The 25470-nt window shown below is 66.4% G+C and carries 21 protein-coding genes; 7 read left to right on the top strand and 14 right to left on the bottom strand.

Features of this window, described 5'->3' with window-relative positions:
* Positions 1-200: 200 nt before the first annotated feature.
* From G3M57_RS11555 to G3M57_RS11545, 3 genes are all read right to left on the bottom strand, one after another.
* Positions 201-7634 carry a cadherin domain-containing protein gene (locus tag G3M57_RS11555; RefSeq protein WP_163230603.1) on the bottom strand — a complete coding sequence of 2478 codons (7434 nt, stop codon included), beginning with the start codon at positions 7632-7634 and terminating at the stop codon, positions 201-203.
* 157 nt (positions 7635-7791) lie between these two features.
* Positions 7792-8556 (bottom strand): hypothetical protein, encoded by a 765-nt coding sequence (locus tag G3M57_RS11550; protein WP_156402108.1) that lies wholly within the window; start codon positions 8554-8556, stop codon positions 7792-7794.
* 94 nt (positions 8557-8650) lie between these two features.
* Positions 8651-9355 carry an FABP family protein gene (locus G3M57_RS11545; protein WP_163230601.1) on the bottom strand — a complete coding sequence of 235 codons (705 nt, stop codon included), beginning with the start codon at positions 9353-9355 and terminating at the stop codon, positions 8651-8653.
* Between the two features lie 619 nt (positions 9356-9974).
* On the opposite strand from G3M57_RS11545, the gene G3M57_RS11540 reads away from it, so the two are divergent.
* Entirely contained in the window at positions 9975-10247 is a 273-nt protein-coding gene (locus G3M57_RS11540) for a hypothetical protein (protein ID WP_156402107.1), read from the top strand.
* A gap of 367 nt (positions 10248-10614) precedes the next feature.
* On the opposite strand, the gene ssb is transcribed toward G3M57_RS11540, so the two are convergent.
* The 11 genes from ssb to flbT all read right to left on the bottom strand — a co-directional run bounded on the left by ssb (position 10615) and on the right by flbT (position 20398).
* Complete coding sequence (ssb, locus tag G3M57_RS11535) at positions 10615-11124, bottom strand: single-stranded DNA-binding protein (protein WP_056752171.1); 510 nt, start codon at positions 11122-11124, stop codon at positions 10615-10617.
* 144 nt (positions 11125-11268) lie between these two features.
* The gene (locus G3M57_RS11530) at positions 11269-11658 is read right to left on the bottom strand and encodes a hypothetical protein (protein ID WP_056752168.1); all 390 of its coding nucleotides are present in this window, start codon (positions 11656-11658) and stop codon (positions 11269-11271) included.
* Between the two features lie 15 nt (positions 11659-11673).
* Entirely contained in the window at positions 11674-12345 is a 672-nt protein-coding gene (locus G3M57_RS11525; RefSeq protein WP_056752164.1) for a hypothetical protein, read from the bottom strand.
* Between the two features lie 88 nt (positions 12346-12433).
* A complete protein-coding gene (locus tag G3M57_RS11520; protein ID WP_163230599.1) occupies positions 12434-15277 on the bottom strand; it encodes a hypothetical protein in 2844 nt (947 codons plus the stop codon).
* A gap of 81 nt (positions 15278-15358) precedes the next feature.
* Positions 15359-15913: a GNAT family N-acetyltransferase gene (locus tag G3M57_RS11515; protein WP_056752162.1), complete on the bottom strand. Its 555-nt coding sequence runs from the start codon at positions 15911-15913 to the stop codon at positions 15359-15361.
* Positions 15914-15972: 59 nt separating this feature from the next.
* The gene (locus G3M57_RS11510; protein WP_056752159.1) at positions 15973-16812 is read right to left on the bottom strand and encodes a flagellin; all 840 of its coding nucleotides are present in this window, start codon (positions 16810-16812) and stop codon (positions 15973-15975) included.
* A gap of 169 nt (positions 16813-16981) precedes the next feature.
* The gene (locus G3M57_RS27455) at positions 16982-17332 is read right to left on the bottom strand and encodes a FlaG family protein (protein ID WP_244322626.1); all 351 of its coding nucleotides are present in this window, start codon (positions 17330-17332) and stop codon (positions 16982-16984) included.
* A 110-nt stretch (positions 17333-17442) separates the two neighbouring features.
* A complete protein-coding gene (locus tag G3M57_RS11500) occupies positions 17443-18264 on the bottom strand; it encodes a flagellin (protein ID WP_163230597.1) in 822 nt (273 codons plus the stop codon).
* Between the two features lie 320 nt (positions 18265-18584).
* Positions 18585-19406, bottom strand: a complete 822-nt coding sequence (locus G3M57_RS11495; RefSeq protein WP_056752218.1) for a flagellin — start codon at positions 19404-19406, stop codon at positions 18585-18587.
* Between the two features lie 244 nt (positions 19407-19650).
* Entirely contained in the window at positions 19651-20013 is a 363-nt protein-coding gene (flaF, locus tag G3M57_RS11490) for a flagellar biosynthesis regulator FlaF (protein WP_029589244.1), read from the bottom strand.
* Complete coding sequence (gene flbT / locus G3M57_RS11485; protein WP_056752156.1) at positions 20003-20398, bottom strand: flagellar biosynthesis repressor FlbT; 396 nt, start codon at positions 20396-20398, stop codon at positions 20003-20005. Before flbT ends, flaF begins: the two co-directional genes overlap by 11 nt.
* A 182-nt stretch (positions 20399-20580) precedes the next feature.
* Between flbT and G3M57_RS11480 the strand changes: the two genes are divergently transcribed.
* The 6 genes from G3M57_RS11480 to G3M57_RS11455 all read left to right on the top strand — a co-directional run bounded on the left by G3M57_RS11480 (position 20581) and on the right by G3M57_RS11455 (position 25463).
* Positions 20581-22377, top strand: a complete 1797-nt coding sequence (locus G3M57_RS11480) for a tetratricopeptide repeat protein (protein WP_163233702.1) — start codon at positions 20581-20583, stop codon at positions 22375-22377.
* 93 nt (positions 22378-22470) lie between these two features.
* On the top strand, positions 22471-23190 hold the full coding sequence (locus G3M57_RS11475) for a cytidylyltransferase domain-containing protein (protein ID WP_056752153.1): 720 nt from the start codon (positions 22471-22473) through the stop codon (positions 23188-23190).
* The gene (gene pseH, locus G3M57_RS11470; RefSeq protein WP_056752150.1) at positions 23187-23768 is read left to right on the top strand and encodes a UDP-4-amino-4,6-dideoxy-N-acetyl-beta-L-altrosamine N-acetyltransferase; all 582 of its coding nucleotides are present in this window, start codon (positions 23187-23189) and stop codon (positions 23766-23768) included. Before G3M57_RS11475 ends, pseH begins: the two co-directional genes overlap by 4 nt.
* 90 nt (positions 23769-23858) lie before the next feature.
* Positions 23859-24248, top strand: coding sequence for a hypothetical protein (locus G3M57_RS11465; protein ID WP_056752146.1), 390 nt, complete (start codon positions 23859-23861; stop codon positions 24246-24248).
* 77 nt (positions 24249-24325) lie between these two features.
* A complete protein-coding gene (locus tag G3M57_RS11460) occupies positions 24326-24493 on the top strand; it encodes a hypothetical protein (RefSeq protein WP_163230595.1) in 168 nt (55 codons plus the stop codon).
* A gap of 100 nt (positions 24494-24593) precedes the next feature.
* Positions 24594-25463 (top strand): AAA family ATPase, encoded by an 870-nt coding sequence (locus G3M57_RS11455; RefSeq protein WP_163230593.1) that lies wholly within the window; start codon positions 24594-24596, stop codon positions 25461-25463.
* Positions 25464-25470: the final 7 nt, after the last annotated feature.

The raw sequence follows: 25470 nt of genomic DNA, 5'->3' as shown, positions 1-25470 counted from the left end.
CGGTGAACTTCTGCACGTTCTTCGGCCCACTTTGGCCTTAAGGACGTCGGCGACCCATGGCGCGCGCGATCACCCCGAGCGGACCTTGGGACAACGACGGGCTCTGGACGGCCAGAGAGACGCCGAGCGCTCTGCCCCTCCGGCCACGCCTGGGCGTCGTGCTCGATGGGAGCACGACGCTCGCGCTGTCGGCGGTTCAACTAGAGGAAAAAGTCGCCGCTCGACAGCGAGGCGGAACCCGCCAGTTCGATCGCGAAATCGGCGACGCCGTCTCCGTTGACGTCACCGTAGACCATCGTATGAAGCGGATCGGAATAGTCCGCGCGGAGCTCGCCCGAGAGGTTCGAGAACGCCGCGTTGCCAATGAAGGTGAAGGCCTGGTTGCCCGAGACATTGGTCCTGGCGTCCAGTGTCGTCAGGTCGACATGATCGGTTCCGACAAGGAAGTCGGTGATCACGTCGTGAGCGGCGCCCACCGTGCTGTCGGTGGCCGTCTCCATGAAGAAGATATCGGCCCCGCCGCCGCCGGTCAGGACGTCCTGGCCCAGGCTGAGCATGATCTTGTCGGCGCCGGCCGAGCCGATGATCGTGTCGTTGCCGCCCTGGCCGGTGATGTAGCTGATGCCGGTCAGGGTCGCGTTCGAGAAGTCGAAGTTTTCGGCCCCGTTGGTCCAGCCGCAGATGTAGACGTTGGCGAAACCGTTGTTCGAGAACGCCTCGATCCCGGTGAAACCCAGCATGTAGATGCCGCCCGTCTGCACGGCGACGACGGTGTCGAAGCCCGCGCCGCCGTCGACCAGGAAGTCCGCGTTCTGCCCGGCCTCGATGGCGACCACGCCGATCGTGTCGTTGCCGCCGCCGGCGTAGATGGTGTCCAGTCCGAAGCCGCCATAGATGACGTCATCCCCGGCCGAACCGGTGATGGTGTCGTTGCCGGTCCCGCCATCGATCTTGGTGATGCCGGTCAGGGTAGTCCCCGAAAAGTCCAGGGTGTCGGCCACGCTGGTTCCGGTGATGCTGACCCCGGCGAAACCGTTGGCGGTGATCGACTCCAGGCCGGAGAACAAGGCCAAGCCGATCACCGCCCCCGCCGCCGTCGCCTTCAGCGTGTCGTAACCCAGGCCGCCCGACACGGTGTCCAGGCCATTCGCCGCGGCGGTGTAGAAGAACGTATCGTCGCCCGCTCCGCCGTTCAGGATGTCATCGCCGGCCGAACCCTGCAGAAGGTCCGCATCGGCGGTGCCCGTGATGTTGTCGTTGCCCGCTCCGCCATCAATGAGGCCGATCCCGCTCAAGGCGACGCCCGAGAAGTCCCACAGATCAGCGACCGTCGAACCTGCCAGGCTGACGCCGGTGAAACCACCGGCCGAGATCGCCTCGATCCCGCTCAGGACCCCGACGCCGATCACCGTGCCATTGGCCGTCGCCACGAGGCTGTCATAGCCCAACCCGCCGTTGATCGTATCGGTGCCCAGGCCCGCGCCGCCGAAACGGAAGACGTCATCGCCGTCGCCGCCCGCCAGGGTGTCATCGCCGACGCCGCCGATGATGACCTCCGCGCCGGCCGTGCCGGTGATCACGTCATTGCCCGCCCCGCCGTCGATGCTGTCGATGCCGCTCAAGGTGAGGCCGGCGAAGTTGAAGGTCTCCGCCGCGGTGGTTCCGGCGAGGGTGACGCCGGTGAAGCCGTTGGCGGTGATGATCTCGACGCCGGCGATCGAGCGCAGGCTGATGACCTGGTTGTTGGCCGTGGCCTTGAGGCTGTCATTGCCCAGGCCGCCGGCATAGGCGTCGGCTCCGGCGCTGGCGAAGAAGGCGTCGTCGCCGTCGTCGCCGTTGAAGGTGTCGTTGGCCGACGAGCCGACGAAGGTGTCCGCCCCCGCCCCGCCGCTGATCGCGGCGAGGTTGGTGGCGGTCACCACCGTCAGGTCGATCAGGTCGTCGCCGCCGCCCAGCACCACCGAGACGCCGGCGAAGCCGGTGGCGTCGATGGCCTCGAAGCCGGAGAAGCTGGTCAGGCCGATCACAGTGCTGGCCGCCAGGGCCTTGAGGGTGTCGGTTCCATTGCCGCCGACGATCGTGTCGAAGCCGTTGGCCGCGCCGGTGTACTGGAAGCTGTCGGCGCCGTCGCCGCCGTTCAGCACGTCGTCGCCGCCCGAACCGAGGATGACGTCGGCCGCCGCCGTGCCGGTAATGGTGTCGTTGCCCGCCCCGCCGTCGATCTTGGTGACGCCGGTCAGGGTCACCGCCGAGAAGTCCAGATTGTCAGCGTTGACCGAGCCGGCGATCGACACGCCGGCGAAGCCGCCCGAGGAGATCGCCTCGATGTTGGTGAAGCTGGCCAGGCCGATCACCGTGCTGGCCGCCAGGGCGACGAGGGTGTCGGTCCCATCGCCGCCATCGATGATGTCGGCCCCGTTGGCCGCGCCGGTGAACTGGAAGCTGTCGTTCCCCTGCCCGCCGACCAGCGTGTCGTCGCCGCCCGAGCCGAGCAGGATGTCGGCCGCAGCCGTGCCGGTGATGGTGTCGTTGCCCGCGCCGCCGTCGATCTTGCCGATCCCGCTCAGGGTCGTGGTCGAGAAGTCCAGCACGTCGCCGTTGGCCGAGCCGGCGATGGTCACGCCGGCGAAACCGCCGCTGGTGATCAGCTCGACACTGCTGAAGCTGGACAGGCCGATGATGGTGTTGGCCGCCAGGGCCGTGACCGTGTCGACGCCGTTGCCGCCGTTGATGGCGTCGGCGCCGTTGGTGGTTCCGGTGAACTGGAACACGTCGTCGCCGTCCCCGCCAGCCAGGGTGTCGTCGCCCAGTCCGCCGATGATGATGTCGGCGGCGGCCGAGCCGAGGATCGTGTCATTGCCGGCCGCGCCGTCGATCCGGCCTATGCCGACCAGGACCGTCGAGGACAGGTCGATCAGGTCGGCGTTGGCGCCGCCGCCCAGGATCACATTGGCGAAGCCGTTGGCGGTGACCGTCTCGACATTGGTCAGGCTGGAGACCGTGATCGTCAGGTTGGCGGCCGTCGCCTGCAGCACGTCGGCGCCGTTGCCGCCGTTGACCGCGTCGATGCCGCCGGAAGGGCCGTAGGTGATGACGTCGTCGCCGTCGCCGCCGTTTAGCGTATCGTCGTTCGCGCCGCCGTCGAGCACGTCGGCGCCGGCCGTGCCGATGATCACGTCATTGCCCGCCCCGCCGTCGATCTTGCCGATCCCGACCAGGGTGGTGGACGACAGGTCCAGCGTATCCGCCGCGGTGGTTCCGGCGAGGGTGACGCCGGTGAAGCCGTTGGCGGTGATGATCTCGACGCCGGCGATCGAGCGCAGGCTGATGACCTGGTTGTTGGCCGTGGCCTTGAGGCTGTCATTGCCCAGGCCGCCGGCATAGGCGTCGGCTCCGGCGCTGGCGAAGAAGGCGTCGTCGCCGTCGTCGCCGTTGAAGGTGTCGTTGGCCGACGAGCCGACGAAGGTGTCCGCCCCCGCCCCGCCGCTGATCGCGGCGAGGTTGGTGGCGGTCACCACCGTCAGGTCGATCAGGTCGTCGCCGCCGCCCAGCACCACCGAGACGCCGGCGAAGCCGGTGGCGTCGATGGCCTCGAAGCCGGAGAAGCTGGTCAGGCCGATCACAGTGCTGGCCGCCAGGGCCTTGAGGGTGTCGGTTCCATTGCCGCCGACGATCGTGTCGAAGCCGTTGGCCGCGCCGGTGTACTGGAAGCTGTCGGCGCCGTCGCCGCCGTTCAGCACGTCGTCGCCGCCCGAACCGAGGATGACGTCGGCCGCCGCCGTGCCGGTAATGGTGTCGTTGCCCGCCCCGCCGTCGATCTTGGTGACGCCGGTCAGGGTCACCGCCGAGAAGTCCAGATTGTCAGCGTTGACCGAGCCGGCGATCGACACGCCGGCGAAGCCGCCCGAGGAGATCGCCTCGATGTTGGTGAAGCTGGCCAGGCCGATCACCGTGCTGGCCGCCAGGGCGACGAGGGTGTCGGTCCCATCGCCGCCATCGATGATGTCGGCCCCGTTGGCCGCGCCGGTGAACTGGAAGCTGTCGTTCCCCTGCCCGCCGACCAGCGTGTCGTCGCCGCCCGAGCCGAGCAGGATGTCGGCCGCAGCCGTGCCGGTGATGGTGTCGTTGCCCGCGCCGCCGTCGATCTTGCCGATCCCGCTCAGGGTCGTGGTCGAGAAGTCCAGCACGTCGCCGTTGGCCGAGCCGGCGATGGTCACGCCGGCGAAACCGCCGCTGGTGATCAGCTCGACACTGCTGAAGCTGGACAGGCCGATGATGGTGTTGGCCGCCAGGGCCGTGACCGTGTCGACGCCGTTGCCGCCGTTGATGGCGTCGGCGCCGTTGGTGGTTCCGGTGAACTGGAACACGTCGTCGCCGTCCCCGCCAGCCAGGATGTCGTCGCCGTCGCCGCCCAGGATGGTGTCGGCCGCCGCCGTGCCGATCAGGATGTCGGCCCCCGCGCCGGCGTTGAAGGTCGAGATGCCGACCACCGAAACCGTGGAGAAGTCGAGCAAGTCAGCCCCGGTCGAGCCCAGGATCGATACGCCGGTGAAGCCGCCGGCGGTGATGGTCTCGATCTCGCTGAAGCTGCGCAGGCCGATCACCGTGCCGTTGGCCAGGGCGGTGATCACGTCATCGCCGGCCCCGCCGGTGACCGCGTCGTAGCCCAGACCCGTGCCCGTGAAACTGAAGACGTCGTCGCCGTCGTCGCCGAAGCTGGAGTCGTCGCCCACGCCACCGATCAAGGTGTCATTGCCCAGGCCGCCGCGCAGGGTGTCATTGCCCGCGTCGCCGCGCAGATAGTCAGCACCAGCGCCGGTCTGGATCACGTCCGCGCTGTCGCCGCCCACGACGGTGTCGTCGTCGGCCCCGGTGATGATGTTGTCCGCGCCCAGGGTGCCGGCCAGATAGGCGATGCCGGTCAGCTTGACCGCCGAGAAGTCCAGTGTCTGACCCAGCCATGAACTGCCGGTGTAGCGGTCCTGCAAAGCGATCGAGACGCCCGTGAAGCCGCCCGCCGAGATCTCCTCCACCTGCAGGGTCGCGCTGACGCTGGGACCCAAGCCGATGTTGAGTTGCACGCCCGCCTGGCCGGCCTGGATCTTGTCCCAGCCATTGCCGCCATAATAGGAATCCACCTGCGGATTGACGAAGAACAGGAAGGTGTCGTCGCCGTCGTCGCCATACAGCAGGTCGTTGCCGCTGTTGCCCGAGACCCGGCCGCCGATGATGATGTCGTCGCCCGCCCCGCCATGGATGGTGTCGCCGTCATTACCGCCGTCGATGACATCGACGCCCGACGAGCCGGTGATGGTGTCGGCGCCTGCGCCGCCCTGGATCTCTGCAACGCCGTCCAGCGCCACGCCGGTGAAGTTCAGGATGTCGCCCGTCGCGCCGCCGGCGACCACCACATTGGCGAAGCCGCCGCTAGAGATCAGTTCGATCCCGGAGAGCCCGCTGCTCTTGAGGCCGATGACCACGTTGTCGGCGGTGGCCAGGATTTGGTCGACGCCGCCGCCGCCGTTATAGGTGTCGGCCTCGACCGTGAAGGTGTTGACCAGGAAGATGTCGGCCCCAGCCCCGCCGTTCAGGGTGTCGGCCCCCGTCCCACCGATGACCAGGTCCGCGTCCGCCGTGCCGGTGAAGGTGTCGGCGCCCGCCCCCAGGTCGATCGGCGCGGTGATGCCGTCCAGGACTACGGCCGAAAGGTCCAACGTGTCGGCGCCCGCCGAGCCGGCGATCGAGACGTTGGCGTGTCCGCCGGCCGAGATGGTCTCGACGCCGGACAGTGAGCGCAGGCCGATTACCGTGCCGTCGGACTCCGCGCGGATGGTGTCGGCGTCCGCACCGCCGACGATCGCGTCAAAGCCCTCGCCCGTCCCGTCGAACAGGAAAAGGTCCGCGCCCGCCCCGCCGTTCAGGGTGTCGTCGCCCGCGCCGCCGATCAGCACGTCGTCCTTGCCCGCGCCCGTCAAGACGTCGGCGCCCGCAAGGCCCGACATCGTCCAGCGGGCGTTGGTGTCGGCCGCCTTGGTGTCGGCGCCGCTGGTGCCGGTATAGGTGACGTTCTCGAGGAAGTCGGTGACGTTGATCGTGAAGGTGACGGTCGCCGAATAGGCCAGGCCGTCGAACACCCGCACCTGAATATCGTGGGACGTGGCCGTCTCGTAGTCGATCAGGGCGGCGTTGGCGACACTGACCACGCCGGTCGCGGCGTTGATGGCGAACCGCCCGCCCGCGTCGTCGACCAGTTGATAGACGCGGCTGTCGCCGGCCGTGTCGGTCGAGGATAGGGTCAGGCCGCCGACCACGGCGCCGTTGACGGTGTCCTCGGAGATGGCGTTGGCCGCCGCGTTGACGTCGACCGGATCGCTTGGCGCCACGTTCGACGGCGCGCCAATCGTCACCAGCGCGTCGGCGAACAGCAGGAACTCGACGTTCGTCAGGGTGTCCTGGCCATCGAACTCCAGGGTCAGCGCGGGGTCGCGCAGATCGGTGACCGTGGTCACTCCGCCCACAGTGACCACGCTGTAGTCGGTCTCGTTGCCCAGGAAGAAGGCCGTATCGTCGCCTGTCCCGCCGTCCAGCAGGTCGTCGCCGTCGCCCCCGGCCAGGAAGTCGTTGCCGGCGTCGCCGTTGATGACATCGCTGGAGGACATACTGCCGACGATCCAGTCCGATCCGTCGCCCCCATTGATCGAGCCGATCCCGACCAGCAAGGTGGTCGACAAGTCGAAGACGTTGTCCGTCGCATCGCCCGCGATCACCACGTTGAGGAAGCCGCCGGCGCTGATCACCTCGATGCCGCCCACGGACGACAGGCCGATGACCGTGCCGTCGCCGGCCATGCCGCCCGCACCGTCGCCGACCGTTATGGTGTCCTCAACACCAGCGCCGCCCGAGATGCGATCAAACCCGCCGCTCGTGCCGAGGAAGTAGAACGTGTCCTCGCCGTCGCCGCCGTCCAGGTCGTCATCGCCAGCGCCGCCCAGCAGGAGGTCGTCGCCGCCGCGCGCGATCAGCACGTCAGCGCCGTCGTCGCCGAACAACACATGGCTGGAGTCGTTGTCGATCAGGTGGTCGGCGCCCGCGCCGGTGCGGATGATGACGAGGGCGGTCGTATTCACTCCGGTCAGATCCACCGTCGTATCGGCGGCGCTGAACTGAAGTTCGGTAGAGGTTAGGCCACCGATGTCGATCTTCTCGACGCCGTAGATCGCCTCGGCGTAGATCGTAGACGACGCCATGATCGTGTCGAAGCCGGCTCCCCCGTTGTAGGTGTCGAAAAACACCCCATCGGCGCTGTCGACATAGAAGGTGTCGTCGCCGTCCTCGCCGCTCAGATAATCCGTGCCGCGACCGCCGAACAGCCGGTCGGCGCCGGTTCCGCCGAAGACGGTGTCGTCGCCCGTGTCGCCGTAGAGCCAGTCGGCGCCCGCGCCCCCCGAAAGGAAGTCATTGTTGAAGCCGCCGTGCAGGGTGTCATCGCCGTTCTGCCCATACAGCGTGTCGTCGTCGACTCCGCCCGCGATGTAGTCATCGCCGTCGCCGCCAAAGATGAGGTCAACAAAATCCGGCGAACCCTCATCGCCAAGATACGTATTATCGCCCGAATCCAGAGTCTTGACGTACATGGCGCGCCTCCGATGACATCGGGGCGGGGCGGCACGAACTGTGCGACCAAATTACTTCACTACGAAGCGCCCGGACAAGCGCAACCTAGACTATAAGGCCCTCAAATCGCGTCCAGTGAAAAATGCAGCCTAAGAGGCAATTTTTCCGAATACGACCTCAAGCTTCGATGTTGATGGACTGGCCGAGCGCCGACCACTTGAAGCCGGAGGAGCTGGAGTCATCGATCTGGGCGCTGACATCGACGCCGTTGGCGATCGCCAAGGCCTTCCCATCCGACTTGACCGACACCGACCAGCCTTCGCCGCCGGTTGACTGGACATAGTCGCCGACCTTGAAGGAACCATCGTCCGCCTTCGACAGCGGCGTGCCGGTGATCGTGAACTCCTGCGCCATCTTCCCGGACGCCCCGTTCATCAGCATCATCGCCCCGCGCTGAATTTGTTGATGGCTGCGAATGAACAGGTCGACGACCTTGTCGCCCCCCCGGGCCCGCAGGTCCTCGATGTAGTTCTTGTCGGCCAGCAGGCGCGTGGCGCCGTTGTAGGAACTGACGCCGATATTCAGGGTCTCGATGTTGGTGCGCGCGGCCTTGGCCATACCCGTCGCCATCTGGACGTTCTCGGACTCGACCGAGCCGCGCGGATAGGACGGTGTCGCAGAGGCCGACGTACTGTGTTTGGTCGCGGGCGACGGCGGGATTGGAGCCGTGTTCGCGGGGGTCACCGCCGAACTGGGACCCGCCTCGGCCGTGGCCGCGCTCAGCCCCACCATCCGCGCCTTCAGGGCGAGCAACGACGTGGCGCCAATCGCATCAACCATCACGCTTCTCCGCTCGACTCGCGCGAACACCATACAAATCCAATTCACAACATATGCGCTAGTTACAAACAGTTCGTGAATTTCACGCTCGACGCTAGCCAAGCCCTCCCGCTCGCCTCCATTAGATCTTGGCAGGCCACCTCATGAGGCGCCCAAGCTGATCGAAGCTGCATCGCATTGATCAGGCGAGGGCCAGCTAGGCAGGGCGTTCGAGGTCGCCGCCTAGCGAAATGAAGCCGTGCGCCTCCACGAGGGTCGCGTCGCCCGTCGTGATCCGCGCCAGGGGATTGGGCCGAGGCTCGGCGACCTTATGCAAGCTGTTGCCGTCGACGTGGCGAAAGGGCGCGCTTCGCCCCCGGACCTGGAGCATGGTCGTGGAGACGTACGACCATCCGCCATCGGCGCCGAACCGCACATCGAGTTCGTAGGAGTCCGTCCGAAAAGCCCATTCCAGGAAGTCGGTCGAGCAGATCCCATAGCCAGGCCCGCCCCGCTCGGCCCTGACGACGAGGCCTGAGCCGTTCGGCGTTGTCCGCCCCTTGGCAAGCGCCACCTGCCCACGCGGCAGGGCCAGGGTCTGCATGATGAGTCCGGTGGCCGGCTCCCAAAGCCAATAGCCGACCTGGTCATGGAAGGTCGTCTCCTCGTCCGAGGCGACGATGTGGACATGGTAGCGCAGGCCGTAGAAGAGCTGCGGCCCGTTCGCCTGGGGATCGATCGGCTGCATCTCGATGCGTTCGAGGTAGTCGCGCCGCTCAGGCCCCTCGGCCTTGGGATTCAGGTCAACGCCCTTGCGGCCCTCCCACACGCCGGCCAGCCGTCGCAGAGGGCCCAGGTTGGCCAGCGTGTCGGGATCCACGTCCTCGGGTTCGGAGAAGATGTCGTCGGGAAATTTGATCATCGTCTTCTGCGTTCATGGCCGGAGATCGGCGGCGCCGACAGGCCGTCGGGAGGACGTCGCGTCAACGTCCGCCGAGCCGGGTCGCTATCAGGACCGCCTTGGCGGCGGGCTGGGGGGCGGTGAGCGACAGGGTTTGGAAAGTCTTGAGCATGGAAATCTCCGGCGCCACGACGGCCCATGCGAAGAAGGATGTTCGATCTTCAGGACCTCGCCTATCTCGCGAAAGGGACTGCCCTCCCCCTTCGAAGGTCTAGGCGCCGGCGCGATAAGCCTAGGAGGCAATGGCGTCTCAGGACGTCGGTCGCGCCTATTTCCAGGGTCCAGATCGGCCACGTCCCAGGGCTCCGACCAATCGGGCGGCTATGCGCCTGTATGAGGCGGCCTCGCCTCATACAGGCGCCGGTGTCCAACCATCGCTCGGTCGGCGTCCGCCCTATGCAAAGGTCGAGGATGTACAGACCACACGCATGATGGTCGGGACATGTCGGGTCCAGCAAGCTCGGGCTATTCGAATGCGTTCCAGAGGCCCGGTCTATTCGAATGCGTTCCAGAGGCCCGGTCTATCCGTCGCTTCAACGTCTTCAAAAGTCGCGCCGAACCGAGAAAGGAGACCTGGGAAATGGTCCAACGCACCTCTTTGCCAAGTTTCGCCAAAGACATTATGCCAATGTTTCGGCCTGACGACATCGCCTGCATGCGCCCCATGGGCGTCCGGCTGAACAATCCCGACTGGATGACCGACCCCGGCGGCGACCCAGAGTATCCGGATTACGCCAACGCACGGCGCGTGTTCGCGGTGCTGCAAAAGGGCTCGATGCCGCCCGACCAGCCCTGGCCTGACGCGTGGTTGACGGTCTATCAAGACTGGATGGCGAACGGCTTCGCCCCCTGAGTCCAGAGAAAGGTCGGCGGCGACGTTCCGGTCAGGGCGCGAACCTTCTCGGGGCGAGACCTTGATCACGCCAAGCGTCTCAGCCCGCCAAGCTCGGGAGCGATAGCCGTCGCCTGTTTTGAATTCAGGACGTGCGCGAGGAGCGCGCCAGCATCTTCGCCAGCGGCGTCGGCGAGATGTCCGACGGGAAACCACTCTCCGCCCTTCAGCACGCACTCGAACAGTCGTGGAGCCGTTCATTTACGGTCGGTCCTGGTGGGTTTTTACCCACGCTAGATCGACCAATTTGAATTGGGCAGATGCGATAAAAAAGTGACCGATTCCAAAGGGATCGGCCACTTGTTTACAACAACGTCCTTGAGGAAAATTAGAACGGAATTTCGTCGTCCAGGTCGGCTGAGAAGCTCTCGCGCGGGCCGCTGGGCTGGCTGCGCGGCGCGCCGCCGCCGAAGTTGCCGCCGCCGCCACCGCCGCCGGCGTAGCCTTCGTCATAGCCGCCGCCCGACGAAGCGCCGGCGTTGTCGCCGCGGCCGCCCAACATGGTCAGTTCGCCGCGGAACTTCTGCAGCACGATCTCGGTCGAATACTTCTCGACACCCGAGGCGTCGGCCCATTTGCGGGTCTGGATGGCGCCCTCGATATAGACGGTCGAGCCCTTGCGCAGATAACTTTCGGCCACCTTCACCAGGTTGTCGTTGAAGATCACCACGCGGTGCCACTCGGTCTTTTCCTTGCGCTCGCCCGAGGTGCGGTCGCGCCAGGTTTCCGACGTGGCCAGGCGCAGGTTGGCGACGCGGTCGCCCGAGCTGAGGGTGCGGATCTCGGGATCGGCGCCGAGGTTGCCGACCAGAATGACCTTGTTGACGCTGCCCGCCATGGGGAAGATTCCTGTTCACGCCCGGCGACCCAACGCGCCGGCATCTGGCGCGGACGTTAACGGGTTCCTAAAGGCAAAATCAAGCTTTGTTCCACAAATGTTCCTGTGGACCGAGGCGGGTTATCCCCGGGTTTGCGGCGCGTCCTACTGGGCCGGCATCGCCCCCGGCACGGCCAGGCGGCCGTCGCCCGTGCGGACCAGCGACATGAACCGGGCCCCTTCGTAGGTGTCGCCCAGATAGATGCCTTCCTTCTGCAGGAAGATGAACTTGCCCTGGTAGGCGCCGGTCATTTCGCGATTGGGGCTGCCCAGGCGCACGAAGCGCAGGCGCATGCCCTCCAGCTCGGCCGCGCAGAGTTCGAGGCTCGGCACGTTCTGGGCCACAGGGTTGAACTTCAGCGTGCCGTCCTTCTGCTCGATCACGTGCAGGCAGACGCCGGCCTGGAACGGAGCCTTGGTCTGTTTCTCGCAGCCGGTCAGGCTGACGGCGGCGGTCGCGGCGAGGAGCGAGAGGGCGACGACGGGAAGGCGCATGGCTTGAGGCTCTCTCTAGGCGGACGGGACGGAGCAGCTCGGCCCCAGATCAATGATCGGATGGAAGGTGCGGTTGTCGGACGAGGATTCGACCTTGCCCGGCACCAGGCGGATGGTCTCGTCGCCCCAGCGGCCGTAGGTGGCGCCCCCGGCCTTCTCGCACTTGCCGCTGGAGATCTGCTGGGCGCACGCATTGACGGTGATCTCGCCAGGCAGCTTGCGCCATTCGCCGCCGGCATAGCGCCAGCAGGCGGCCAGGGGCGCGCTGGACACGGCGGGGGTCGAGACGGTCGGCGTCGCGGCGGGCGCCGGGACGGCGGGCGTCTCGGCGGGCGGCGGCAGCGGCGTCAGCACCAGGCCCGCCTGGTCGGCGGCGGCCAGGGCCCCGGTTTCATCGACGCCGACATCCAGGGCTCCGGTCGCCACGCCGTTCTTCTTGGCGCACTCGGCCAGGGTGGTTTCGCCGACGAACTGGCCGCCGACGAAGCAGCGCAGGGGGCGGTTGGCGTCGAGCTTGGTGTCGTCGGCCCTCCCCGTCTCGACGATCAGGCCCGAGCGCGAAGCCGGCGGGTCTTCGGTCGGCGACTTGGCGCCGTGCATCAGGGCCAGGGCGATGCCGAGACCCGCGACCAGGGCCAGGGCCGCGCCGCCGCCCAGCAACACGCGTCGATCTTTGAGAAGTTCCATGATCCCTGGCTACGACGCGCCGATGACGCTTTCAAGTCCAGGCGCGAAGAAGGCTCGGGAGACCTTCGAAGGATGGCGCTGACGCGCCCTAGCCGCCCCCGGTCAGGCGGTTCAGCGCCGCCTGGTAGTTGGCGATCTGGTTGGTCAGATAGGCGGGGACCGGGCCGTCGACATGGCCGGAGGACGCCGTCGCATCGGCCCGCTTCACGCCGTTGGCGGTGTCGGCCATCTCGCGATAGGCGGTGCGCACCGCCGACAGGGCCTTGGTCATGGCCGCCACGGCCGCCTTGCGGCCGACGTCGTCGGTGAGGTCCAGGCCCGTATCCAGCGAGAAGCCGTAGATCGGCCCCTTGCCGTCGGCCGAGACGGTCTGGCCGTGGTCGGTCTTGGTGTTGCGCACGATGCCCGGCTTCAGCCCCAGCGACTCCAGCACGTCGGTGCCGCCCTTGCCGGGCAGGATCTCGACCGTGGAAGTGGTCTGGGAGGGGCTGATCCGCAGGGTCCGATTGTTGCCGACGCTGCTGAACTCGACCTTGGCGGCGAAGCCCGTGGCCTTGCGGATCTTGTCGGCCAGGGTGTCGAGGGTGTCGTCGGCGGCGATCTTGATGGTGGTCAGGGTTCCGCGCGCCCGGGTCCGGACCTGGAAGGTGTCCCCCGCCCGCGCGGACGTCGCCGAGACGATCTTGTCGGTCTGGGTGAACTCCATCTCGCCGCGCGGGATGCCGAAGATGTCCAGCGCGCTGGAACCGGAGGCGTCGACCGCGATCGAGGTGGCGGTCGCGTAGCCGTCCTTGCCGGTCAGCCGTTGCTCCCAGGTCGCCGCGCCCGTGGCGACGTCGATCTGGGCGACATAGCCGTCCTTGTCGCCGACGGTCGGCTGGCCCGCCAGGTCCTTGCCGGCCGACCCCACCAGCCAGGCCTGGCCGTTGGACACCGCCATGCCGGTGACCGTGTCGTCGCCCGTCCCGCCGTAATAGGCCAGGGTGTCCTGGCTCTTGTCGGCCAGGTTCAGGGACATCCGAGCCACGAAGCCGTCGGAACCGCCCGAGGCGGCCTTGGTCTGGTTGTTGACGTCCAGGGCGCCGTTGGTGGTCGAGCCGCCGATGTAGAGCTGGCCGTTGTCGATCGTCAGGCCGGCGATATTGCCGCCCTTCAGCGTGCCCAGGTCGCGGGTGGCGCCGGTCGTGAACGTGGCCGCCTTGGTGTAGGTGGTCGGTTCGGTGACCCAGACTTCCTTGTCGTTCAGATAGGTGCGGTCCTCGGTCACGACGCTGGTCGCCACGTTGAAGCTGCGAAGCATCGCCTCGCTGCCCTCCTTGCTGGCGACCACCACCTGCCCGCCGTTGACGACGATGCCGGCGACGGTGTCGTCGTTCTCGCTGCCGAAGTGGGTGGTGAACAGGGCCTTGGGCGTGCCGGAGATGTCGGTGGCGAAGCCGGTCAGGTAGCTGTCGTAGCCGCCCGCCGAGGCGTTGGTGGCCGAGCCGGGAATGTCCGACTTGGTGCGGCCGCCCACATAGACGACGCCGTCATCGCCGAAGGCCACGGCGGTGGCCTCGTCCTCCAGCATGCCGCCCCGGCGCACCGTCCAGGTCTCGTCGCCCTTGTCGTCGTAGAGGGTGACGAAGCTGTCGGTGATCGTGCCGGCGGAATCGGAATTGATCGGGCCGTTGGTGGCGCCGGAAAGGCCGCCGGCCACCGAACCGGCGATCGCCACCTGGCCGTCGTCGGAGATGGCCATGTTGTAGCCGGTGGCGGTGTTGGAAGCGCCCAGGGTGCGGGCGTAGAGCAGCTTGCCGGACGAGTCGTACTTCAGCAGGGCGACGTCCTGGTCGCCCTTGATGGTCTGAGTGCTGGTGACGCCGTCGACGTCGGCCAACACGTAAAGCGAGCCGTCGGGCCCGGTCATGGTCTTGTGGACGGTGCTGACCGTGCCCTCCAGCGTGTCGGAAAACACCTTGGTTCCGGGCGTGACGCCCGCGCCGGGGCCGTACTTGGTCAGGGTGTTCTCGATCACCGCGTCGTCGGTGGTCGTGTTCTTGTCGGGGTCGGGGTTGCCCGCCGCCGTGGTGATGTAGACCGCAGGCTTCGGCGCGGGGGCCGAGAAGGTCAGGGTCTCGGTCAGGTCGCCCTTCACCTGCAGGGCGAAGTCGTCACCGGTGGCCGGCAGCTTGACGGTCTGGCCGTTGACGGTGGTGGTGCGCTCCTCGCCCACGGTGCGGTTGACCGCGAACTGGGTGTCGAAGCCGGCGGCGGCCAGCTTGTCGTTGAAGAAGCTGACGACATTGGCCATCGTCCGCGGCGTGGAGCCCATCTGGGACAGGTCCATGACCACGTCGGTGGCGACGCCGAACTTCTTGACGTTCATCGTGAAGCTGACGGCGCCCTTGAAGGTGGGGACCTCGTCGTCGACCTGGCCGCTGTAGATCTTGTTGGTGACGTAGGTGTAGTTGCTCTTGGGCACGCCGACCGTCGACTTGTCGCTGGTCATGACCGCGCCGGTCGTCAGGCGCATGCCGTCGGTGCTGAGATTCTGGACGTAGCTGTTGACCTCGTTCAGCCCCTTGCTGAACACCGCCTGCAGCCGCTTGATTTCGCTGTCGGTCACGCCCTTCTCGTCTGAGCGATTGGCGATGGCCGAGAGGGTGTTGAGCGCCTGGTAGGCGGCGAACAGCTTCTTGTAGTCGCCCGAAATCGTCGGGGCGGCGGCGACCGCCGCGCCCTCGTCGACGAACTTGCGGCCGTTGAGGGCGGCCTTGACCAGGTCGCTGGGCTCGCTCGCGACGCCGGTCCAGGGCGCGCTGGGCACGGCCTTGGTCGTCGAGGAAGACGAGGACGAGACGTTGCTGGTCGACGCGGTCGCGTTCGCGGCCAGGCCAGCGGTCTTGGCCTGGTAGTAGCCGAGCAGCAGACTGGAATCGAAAGTGATCACAGCGGGTCCCATCGGGACGCGCGACGCCCCTTGATTCCGAGTGTCGGCGAGGAACGCTGACGTTTCGTTAAGACGTGTGAATCAGGCGGCGATCAGGTGAGCGTCGGTCAGGGACCGCCGGACGTCGCCGCGCAGCTCGCTCCATTCCTCGGCCAGGATGCCGAGCAGGACGACGTCGCGCGGCGCGCCGTCCTTGAGCACGTGACCGCGCAGATAGCCTTCGCGCCGAAAGCCGGAGGCCGCCTGGGCCTTCAGGGCCGCGTCGTTGTCGGCCATGACCTCGGCGAACACCTTGTGCAGGCCCAGCTCGCCGAAGGCGCGATCCAGGCCCAGCACCTGGGCGGCGCGCCCCACGCCCCTGCCCCGCGCCTCGGCGGAGCCGAGGAACCAGTTCCAGCCGGCGCGGCGGTGATGGCTGAGCAGGCCCGTCAGGGTCAGCAGGCCGGAGGGCTCGCCCGAGCGGACGATCATCCAGCCGCGCATGTCGGGATCGGAGCGCAGGGCCTGAAACCAGGCGGCGTGGGCCTCGCGGCTCGGAAAGGCCGCGTCGGACATCCACCGGTCGACCTCCGGCTCGCCCCGCCACTGGAACAGGATCGCCTCGTCGCCGTCCCTCAGATCGCGAAGCTCGATCATACCGGGTCGATTCTCCCTCGTGTCGCGCCAGAGAGTCTAGCCCGCCGAAGACGTCAAGCCTAGCTGCCGCCGCTGAACAGCGACAGGATGATCTGCGGCGCCTGGTTGGCGATCGACAGCGCCTGGGCGCCGAGTTGCTGCTTGACCTGCAGGGCCTGCAGCCGCGCGCTTTCCTTGGCCATGTCGGCATCAACGAGATTGCCCACGCCGGTCTCGAGCACATCGTTCAGCTTGGAGACGAAGGTGTTGTGGGCGTCGATCTGCTTGGCTTGCGAGCCGATCGACCCGACCGCCTGGTTCACGGCGGTCATCGTGGTGTCCAGGCGGGTCAGCACCGCCGTCGCCTGGGTCATGGTGCTGATGTTGTCGGTCGCCGTCAGGGTGTTGATCGTACCGCCCAGGGACAGGTTCTGCAGGTTCAGCGTGATGACCGTCGCGGCGTCGGCGTCGGCCAGGAAGGTGATGTTCGTCGGCTCGCTGCCGTTGAGGATGTTGGCGCCGTCGAAGGTGGCGCTGTTGATCACCTGGGTCAGGTTCTTCAGCAGCCCCTGGAAGTCAGCGTTCAGGGCGGTGCGCGACGAGGTCGACAGCGAGGTGTCCTTGGCGGCGACCACCTTCTCGCGCATCTGGGTCAGCAGGTCGGAGACCGATTCACCGGCGGCCAGGGCCACGTCGGTGATCGAGGTCGCGCGGTCCAGGCTCATCTTCACCGCGTTCAGGGCCGAGCGATCGGCGCGCTGATCCTGGGCGATCGACCAGACGGCGGCGTTGTCCTTGGCGGTGGAGATCGCCAGACCCGTGTTGATGCGGGACTGCACGCCCGACATCTCGTCGTTGGTCTTGTTCAGATTTTGCAGGGCGATCAGCGCAGGCTGATTGGTGTTCACGCTCAGCGTCATCACGGTCTCCGAACGGCGGTTCTTGCCAGTGGGGCTCGGGACGCGATTCGGCGGCCGAGCAGGTCGGCCGTGAAAGTGGGGCTGAGGGAGTAAGAATATGGTTAACGCGCGTAAACCATGTTTCACCTGCGACGCCAGGTCGCGGTGAGCACGGCCGCTCGACGGACGTTCAGGTCAAGGCGTCGAAGACTTCGCCCGGATCGTAGTGCTCGGCCTGCTTGAACCGCAGGACCTCCTCACGCGGAAACTGCTGCAGGATGTCGCCCGTCCGGCGATCCACCGTCTTGTAGACATAGGTGCCGGTCTTGCTGTCCTGCTCGATCACCAGCCGCAGGTCTCCTGGCTGGGGGCCGTCGGCCGTCGCGGGCTTCTCCACCGACGCCGCCTCCTTGGGCGCGGCGCCCAGGGCCCCTGGCGACAAGAAACCGACCGCGGGATGGGCCGGGAGGGTCGTTGCGACGCTCACGGCGGGCGTGGACGGCTCGGGCATGATGGGCGTCAACGCGACTTTGTTTTCCATGACTCCTATCGCGGCCGGTTCGCGGCGGCGCCTCTAGTGGCCCCTCCCCTTGCGCGAAAGCCCAAGAGAAAGGCGAAGGCGGGCCCGAAGACCCGCCTCCTTCTTCGTTCCTATCGGAACAGGCTGAGAATCGACGACGTCGATTGGTTGGCGATCGACAGCGCCTGCACGCCCAGCTGCTGCTTGGTCTGCAGCGACTGGAGCTTGGCGCTTTCCTTGGCCAGATCGGCGTCGACCAGGTTGCCCACGCCGGCGTCGAGGCTGTCCTGCAGCTTGCCGACGAAGGTCAGGTGGGTGTCCAGGCCGGTCGAGCTGGTGCCCAGCGAGGCCAGCTTGTTGGTCGCCGTGCCCAGGGCGGTCGAGATCGTGTTGATCATCGTCTTGGCCGCGGCGGCGGTCGTGAACGACGAGGTGGCCGTCAGGCCCAGGCCGGCCAGCGACAGGGTCTTGGCGTTGACGGTGAACTGGGTGCCGTCCGAGTTGGCCAGGAAGGCCAGCTTGGTGGTCGAGCCGTCGGCGATCGAGACGCCGTTGAACTTGGCGTTGGTGACGGCCTTGGTGATCTGGTCGCGCAGGCTGTCGAAGTCCGAAACCAGGGCGTTGAACGAGGCGGTGTTCAGCGAGGTGTCGGAAGCGGCCAAGGCCTTTTCCTTCATCTTGCCCAGCAGGTCGGTGACCGTGTCGCCCGCGGCCAGGGCCACGTCGATGGTCGATTGACCGCGTTGCAGCGAGTCCTTCACGGCGTTCAGTGAATTGGCAGTGGTCGATTGGTTCTTGGCCATCGCCCAGATCGCGCCGTTGTCCTTGGCGTTACCGACCTTCTTGCCGGTGTTGATGCGCTGCTGGGTGACCTGAAGTTCGCTGTTGGTGGCGTTCAGGTTTTGCAGGGCGATCAGAGCGCCAGCGTTCGTGTTGATGCTATTCAGCGGCATCGCGACAGTTCCTATTCAAGGGTTCCGGCGTCATTTTGACAGCCGGGAGCATTTTGCTCGGAGAACTAGGCAGCAAAGATCGGGCCAAAACTGCCCAGTGGGCAAAAATCGGCAAGCCCCTGAAAGATCTAGATTATACTTTGATTTACCATGATTTTGATCGGCAATAATTGCCGGCCGTCTTGCGGGGTGGGAAAATTATGCCGGGCAAATTCAGGTTGAGTTCGGACTGGTCGACGAACTCATGCCGTAAAAAAAAGAAAGACCGGACGGCCTGTGGGCCGTCCGGCTTTGATCGCTTCTTGAAGCCTAGCCGCCGATCACTTGAACAGCGAAAGGATCGACTGAGGCGTCTGGTTCGCGATCGACAGGGCTTGAACGCCCAGTTGCTGCTTGGTCTGCAGCGATTGCAGCTTGGCGCTTTCCTTGGCCAGGTCCGCATCGACCAGGTTGCCGACACCCGCGTCCAGGCTGTCCTGCAGCTTCCCCGTGAAGGTCAGGTGCATGTCCAGGCCCGTCGAGCTGGTGCCCAGGTTCGCCAACTTGTTCGTCGCCGTGGTCAGGGCCGTCGTGATCGTGGCGATCATCGTCTTGGCCGCGGCCGCGTTGGCGAAGGTCGACGTCGCCGTCAGACCCAGGCCGACCAGCGACAGGGTCTTGGCGTTCACCGTGTAAGCGACACCGTCCGAGTTGCTGAGGAACTGCAGCTTGGTGGTGGTGCCGTCCACGAGGCTGACGCCGTTGAACTTGGCGTTGGTGACAGCCTTGGTGATCTGGTCGCGCAGCGAGGTGAAGTCCGAAACCAGGGCGTTGAACGAAGCGGTGTTCAGCGAGGTGTCGGAAGCGGCCAGGGCCTTTTCCTTCATCTTGCCGAGCAGGTCGGTGACGGTGTCGCCAGCGGCAAGGCCCACATCGATCGTCGATTGTCCGCGCTGGAGCGAGTCCTTCACGGCGTTCAACGAGCTCGACGTAGCGCTTTGCATCTTAGCCATCGACCAGATCGCGCCGTTGTCCTTGGCGTTGGAGATCTTCTTGCCGGTGTTGATGCGTTGTTGGGTGCTTTGGAGCTCCGAGTTGGTGGCGTTCAGGTTTTGCAGCGCGATCATGGCGCCGGCATTGGTGTTGATCGAGTTCAGCATGATGGTTCTCGCCATTTTGGGAGGATTGCCCCGGCGTTTTGCCGGTCGGGCGTTTTGCCCGCGGAACCCATCGCAAGCGGCGGGCCAATTGGCGCCGCCTTGGAGAAATTTCTAAACTGCTGATTTTTCTGATTTTTCCCAGAGATCTCGCCGGATACGAAACCGCCCGGCGAATGCAGAATTCGCCGGGCGGCAGGTTTTTCCGGAAAGGTTTGCCGGAGGGCGAAAGCCGCCCTCCTCACCTGGGTCAGGCCGCGTCGGCGCGGCCGGCCAGGCCTTGCATGATCATGCGGTTGATCTCGATCAGCGGCTCGAAATCCTCCTCCTTGCGCATGATGGCGCTGGAGTGACGGCCGACCCAGAGGCTGAGCGAGATGATGCTGGCGCGCAGCTGCACCGGCAGGGTGTTCTCCGGCAGCGAGCAGTCGGTCGCCAGGGCCGACCAGACGCGACGGTTCCAGTCCAGGGCGTCGATGCGCGTGGCGATGTCGTCCGCCGGAGCCTCGGACGCCGCCATCAGCGCGCGCGTCACCTGACCGAACAGACGGTACTCCATCTCGCGCGGGTTTTCGGTCCGCGTCGCCGTCTGTTGATAGGCCCTAAGAGACATGCCCCAACCTCTGATCTTCGTATTCGATTAGCTTACGGCTCAACATGAGCGCCTTGTAGTATTCGCGCGCCATCACGTGCTTGGAGATGGCGATACAGTCGCTCAGCACCTCGGGATTGCGCACCACGCCCATGAATTCGGTCAGGCGGGTGGCGAATTCCTCGTACTGACGCTCGGCGGCGGACTCATCCAGGTACATCATCATGACCGGGAAATAGATCCGACGCGCCGGCGTGGTCGCCTCGTCGGGCTGCATGATGTCCTTCTCACGCAGCACCGAGGCCTTGTTCTGAAGCACCAGCACGCCGCGGCGGTCGCCGTTCTGGACCACCGCGCCGTTCAGCACGAACTTCTCGCCGGGTTTCAGCGACAGCTTCAATGGCACAGGGCCGCTCCCTTTTGCATTGCTGTGTCGCCCCACCCGCCGAGATGACGGTTTCGAACCAGAAGCTAGGCGGAGGCGGTTAACGTCCCCTTGCCAAGCCTGCGACCGTGGGACGCAGCTTAGGATACAATTAAGCATACTGACCCAGAGGATGACTCTCTGAAATCGCCAAGGCCTCAATGATGTCCAGCGTCCGCGACACCCAGATCTCAGCCAGCGCCCTGGCCATCGCCCAGGAAGCGGTCGCCCAGGCCGTCAACTTCGGCTTCAAGACGACCGTCGGCGACGCGGCTTCGGTCGAAGCCCTGGCGCGGCTGGATCGCCAGACCAACGAGGTTCGCAACCAGGAAACCGCCCGGCTCCTGGCCCGGTCCATCCATGCCATGCAGAACCGGGACTTCGCTCACGGCGAGAAGCTGGCGTTGGAGGCCCTGGAGCGGGACGACAAGCTGGGGGTGGCCTGGCATGTGCTGGGCATCGCCCGCGAAAAGATCGGCGACTTCGCCGGTTCGATGCGCTGTTACGAGGTGGCGCTCAAGCTGCTGCCCGACCACGGCGCCGTCGCCGGCGACCTGGGACGCCTGGCCTTCCGCATGGACATGCCGGAGATCGCCGCCAAGTTCTTCATGCACTACATCAACGCCCGCCCAGGCGACCTGGAAGGCGTCAACAACCTGGCCTGCGCCCTGCGCGACCTCAATCGCTGCGACGAGGCCATCGAGGTCCTGCGCCCGGCGATCAACGACAATCCCGAACAGCCGCTGCTCTGGAACACCCTGGGCACGGTGATGTGCAGCCTGGGCGACGGCAAGACGGCGGTGACCTTCTTCGACGAGGCCCTGCGGCTGGCTCCGGATTTCGGCAAGGCCTACCACAACCGCGCCTACGCCAAGCTCGACCTGGGCGACGTCGCGGGCGCCCTGGCCGACTGCGACCTGGCCATCGCCGCGGTCGAATCGGCCGAGGACCTGGCGACCATGCAATTCGGCCGCGCGACCATCCTGCTGGCCCTCGGGCGAGTCGAGGAAGGCTGGAAGGCGTACGAGGCCCGGTTCTCCACGGACCTGGTCGAGGCCCCGCGCTTCACGATCGAGGCGCCCCGCTGGCGTCCGGGCATGGACCTGGCCGGCAAGTCGCTGATGATCTGCGCCGAACAGGGCCTGGGCGACGAGGTCATGTTCGCCAACATGATGCCCGACGTGATCGAGGCGCTTGGGCCAGACGGCAAGCTCACCCTGGCCGTTGAGCGGCGGCTGGTCCCGCTGTTCAGGCGCTCGTTCCCCCAGGCCGACGTCTTCCCGCACAAGACGGTCTCGTACGAGGGCCGCGTCTATCGCGGCGCGCCGGAAATCGAGGACTGGAGCGGCGTCGACCTCTGGACCCCGATGGGCGACCTGCTGGAAACCTTCCGCCCCAGCCTGGCCGCGTTCCCGAACCGGCCGAACTTCCTCGAGGCCGATCCGGCTCGGGTGGCGCACTGGCGGCGGACGCTGGAGGACGCGCCCAAGGGGCCCAAGGTCGGGCTGCTGTGGAAGAGCCTGAAACTGAACGGCGAACGCGCCCGGCAGTTCTCGCCCTTCATGCTCTGGCGGCCGGTGCTGGAAACGCCGGGAATCACCTTCGTCAACCTGCAGTACGGCGACTGCGACGAGGAGATCGCCCTGGCCAAGGCGGAATTCGGCGTCGACATCTGGCGGCCGCCGGGCATCGACCTGAAGCAGGACCTGGACGACGTCGCCGCCCTGTGCTGCGCCATGGACCTGATCGTCGGCTTCTCGAACGCCACCACCAACCTGGGCGGAGCCTGTGGGGCGCCGATCTGGATGCTGACCGGGGCTGCGTCCTGGACCCGTCTGGGCGCCGAGATCTGGCCCTGGTACCCGCAGACCCGCTGCTTCATCACGCCGGACTTCAACGACTGGACTCCGACCATGCAGGAGGTGGGCGCCGCCCTGCACGAACGCTTCCCCGCCGGCTGATCCACAAGCTTCGCCAAAAGCACACCGTATTTCAGCGTTAGACGAACGCCGGCGTTCGGGCTTTAAGGTCCCGTCCCAATCTCGAGTAAGCCCTTGCCGCTCGCCATCCTTCAAGCTCGCATGTCGTCGACCCGGCTGCCGGGCAAGGTCCTGGCCGATGTGGCCGGGGCGCCGATGATCCTCAGGCAGATCGAACGGCTCCAGCGCGCCACGCGGCTGAACCGGATCGTGGTCGCCACTTCGGACCAGGCCAGCGACGACCCGCTGGCCGTCTGCTTGATCGCCGCCGGCGTTCCGGTGTTTCGCGGGTCGCTGGACGACGTGCTGGCCCGCTATATCGGCGCGATGGAGGCTTTCGGGCCGGTCCGCACGATCGTGCGCCTGACCGCCGATTGCCCGCTCGCCGATCCCGACCTGATCGACCAGACCCTCGATCTCCATCAGCGTTCGGGGGCCGACTACACCTCCAACACGCCCGCCCGGCGAAGCTTCGCCAAGGGCCTGGACGTCGAGGTCTTCGAGGCCGTGGCGCTGAAGATCGCCGCCGACCAGACCGTCGATCCCTACGACCACGAGCACGTCACGCCGTTCCTCTACCGCCATCCCAGCCGCTTCAGGATCGCGGGCCTGGAGCAGGCGCCGGACGAGGGCGAGGTGCGCTGGACGGTCGACCGGCCCGACGACCTGGATTTCGTCCGCGCCGTGTACGACGCACTCTACGCCGCCAATCCGGCCTTCACCTCCGACGACGTGCGCGCCTTCGTGCGGAGCCGGCCGGACCTGGCCGCCCTGGGGGGAGATCGCCGCATATGACAACTCAGCCCGTGCACGCCGTCGTCCTGCGCGACGTGATCGAAGCCGACCGCCAAAGGCTGCTGGACTGGCGCAACAGTCCCGAGGTCGCGGCGTTCATGTATTCCGACCACAGGATCGGCCAGGCCGAGCACGACCGCTGGTTCGACGGCATGGCCGGCGACCGCCGCCGACGCTACTGGCTGATCGAGGTGGACGGCGAGCCGGTGGGCCTGGCCAACCTGGCCGATATCGACGCCCGAAACCGTCGTTGCGCCTGGGCCTATTACCTGGCCAGCCCGTCCGTGCGCGGCCTGGGCGTGGGCTCCTACATCGAGTTCTGGGTGATCGAATACGTGTTCCGCATCCTGGGCTTCGACAAGCTGTGGTGCGAGGTGCTGCTGTCCAACGAGAGTGTCTGGAAGCTGCACGAGCGCTATGGCTTCCAGCGCGAGGCCCTGTTCCGTCACCACGTGATCAAGGACGGAGCGCCCGCCGACGTGGTGGGGATGGGCTTGCTGGCCCAGGACTGGCCGGCCCAGCGCGAGGCGATGGCTCAGCGCCTGCTGGCCAAGGGCTACGCCCTCCCCTTCGCCTGACGCTCGACGGAACAATCGTCGCGGACGACGGGTTGAATCGGCGACCGCGAGGGCGCGCCGCCCTCGCTTCTCGACCTCAGGGAGCCCGCCATGCCCGCCGACATCGACTATGACGACCAGGACGGCGCCGAAGCCCTGGACGAAACCAACCTGACGGACGACGGCGAAGACATCGCCAATTTCGACGAGTTGGACGACGTCTACGACGTGACCCAGGCCGAGGGCGACGCGGACGACGACGACGAGGACGTCGACGACCTGCTCGATGACGAGGATCTCGAGGACATCGACGACGACCTTGAGGGCGAACGCGACGACGAGGGCCTGGACATCGAGCGCGAGCCGCTGGCGGCCATCGCCGGCGACGACGAGGACCTTGAAGACTCCGTCTCGGACGACGACGACAGCGCCGCCGACTTCGAATCCACCGAACTGGCCGAAGACGACATCGAGTCGCTCGGCTACGCGAAGGAAAGCTGAGACCTTCAAGACTGGCGGGTCGTCGTCGAAGCTGGATCGCTCGACGCCCGAATCCGCCGGGCGACAGGAGAGCGACCATGCCCGACGCCACGCCGAACGCTCACAGCGACGACCCGGCCGAAGATCTCGATGACCAGCTCGAAGAGGGACTGGAGGACAGCTTTCCGGCCAGTGACCCGCCCTCGGTCGCCCGCCGGCATCGCAAGCCGTCGTCCGGGCAAACCCAGCCGAATGACGAGGACTGACGATAAGCCGGCTTGATCCGGCCGACCCTTGGTCTGTAGGTTAGCCCTGATTTGAACAACTGTTCGAGGCGGCTCGCCGGAGCCGCCGTCAGGAAACCGAATGAGCTCGCGCTTCGAAGGCACCGCCGACTACGTCGCCACCGACGACCTGAAGGTGGCCGTCAACGCCGCCGTGGCCCTGGAACGTCCTCTGCTGATCAAGGGCGAGCCGGGTACTGGCAAGACCGTCCTGGCCTACGAGGTGGCCAAGGCGATGAACGCGCCCCTGCTGACCTGGCACATCAAGTCGACCACCAAGGCCCAGCAAGGCCTCTACGAGTACGACGCGGTGACGCGGCTGCGCGACAGCCAACTGGGCGACGAGCGGGTCAAGGATGTTCGCAACTACATCAAGAAGGGCAAGCTGTGGGAAGCCTTCGAGGCCCCGGTCCGGCCCGTCCTGCTGATCGACGAGATCGACAAGGCCGACATCGAGTTCCCCAACGACCTGCTGCAGGAACTGGATCGCAACGAGTTCTACGTCTACGAGACCAACGAGACGATCGCGGCCAAGGTGCGGCCGATCATCATCATCACGTCCAACAACGAGAAGGAGCTGCCGGACGCGTTCCTGCGCCGCTGCTTCTTCCACTACATCCGCTTCCCGGAGGAAACGACGATGCAGGCTATCGTCGACGTGCACTTCCCGGGCATCAAGCAGAAGCTGGTCGCCGAGGCCCTGCGGATCTTCTATGACATGCGCAAGGTGCCGGGCCTCAAGAAGAAGCCCTCGACCTCCGAGTTGCTGGACTGGCTGAAGCTGCTGCTGGTCGAGGACATCGATGAAACCGTCCTTCGCGAGAAGGACCCGACCAAGCTGATCCCGCCGCTGCACGGCGCTCTGCTGAAGAACGAGCAGGACGTCCACCTGTTCGAACGCCTGGCCTTCCTGGCCCGCCGCGAGGGCTCGGGGCTCCGGCCAGGGCAGTAGGGCTCGC

This window comes from Caulobacter rhizosphaerae (assembly GCF_010977555.1).
GTDB classification, from domain to species: Bacteria; Pseudomonadota; Alphaproteobacteria; order Caulobacterales; family Caulobacteraceae; genus Caulobacter; species Caulobacter rhizosphaerae.
The sequence above is the reverse complement of the archived record's forward strand: the minus strand, read 5'-3'. Positions and strand labels throughout refer to the sequence as shown.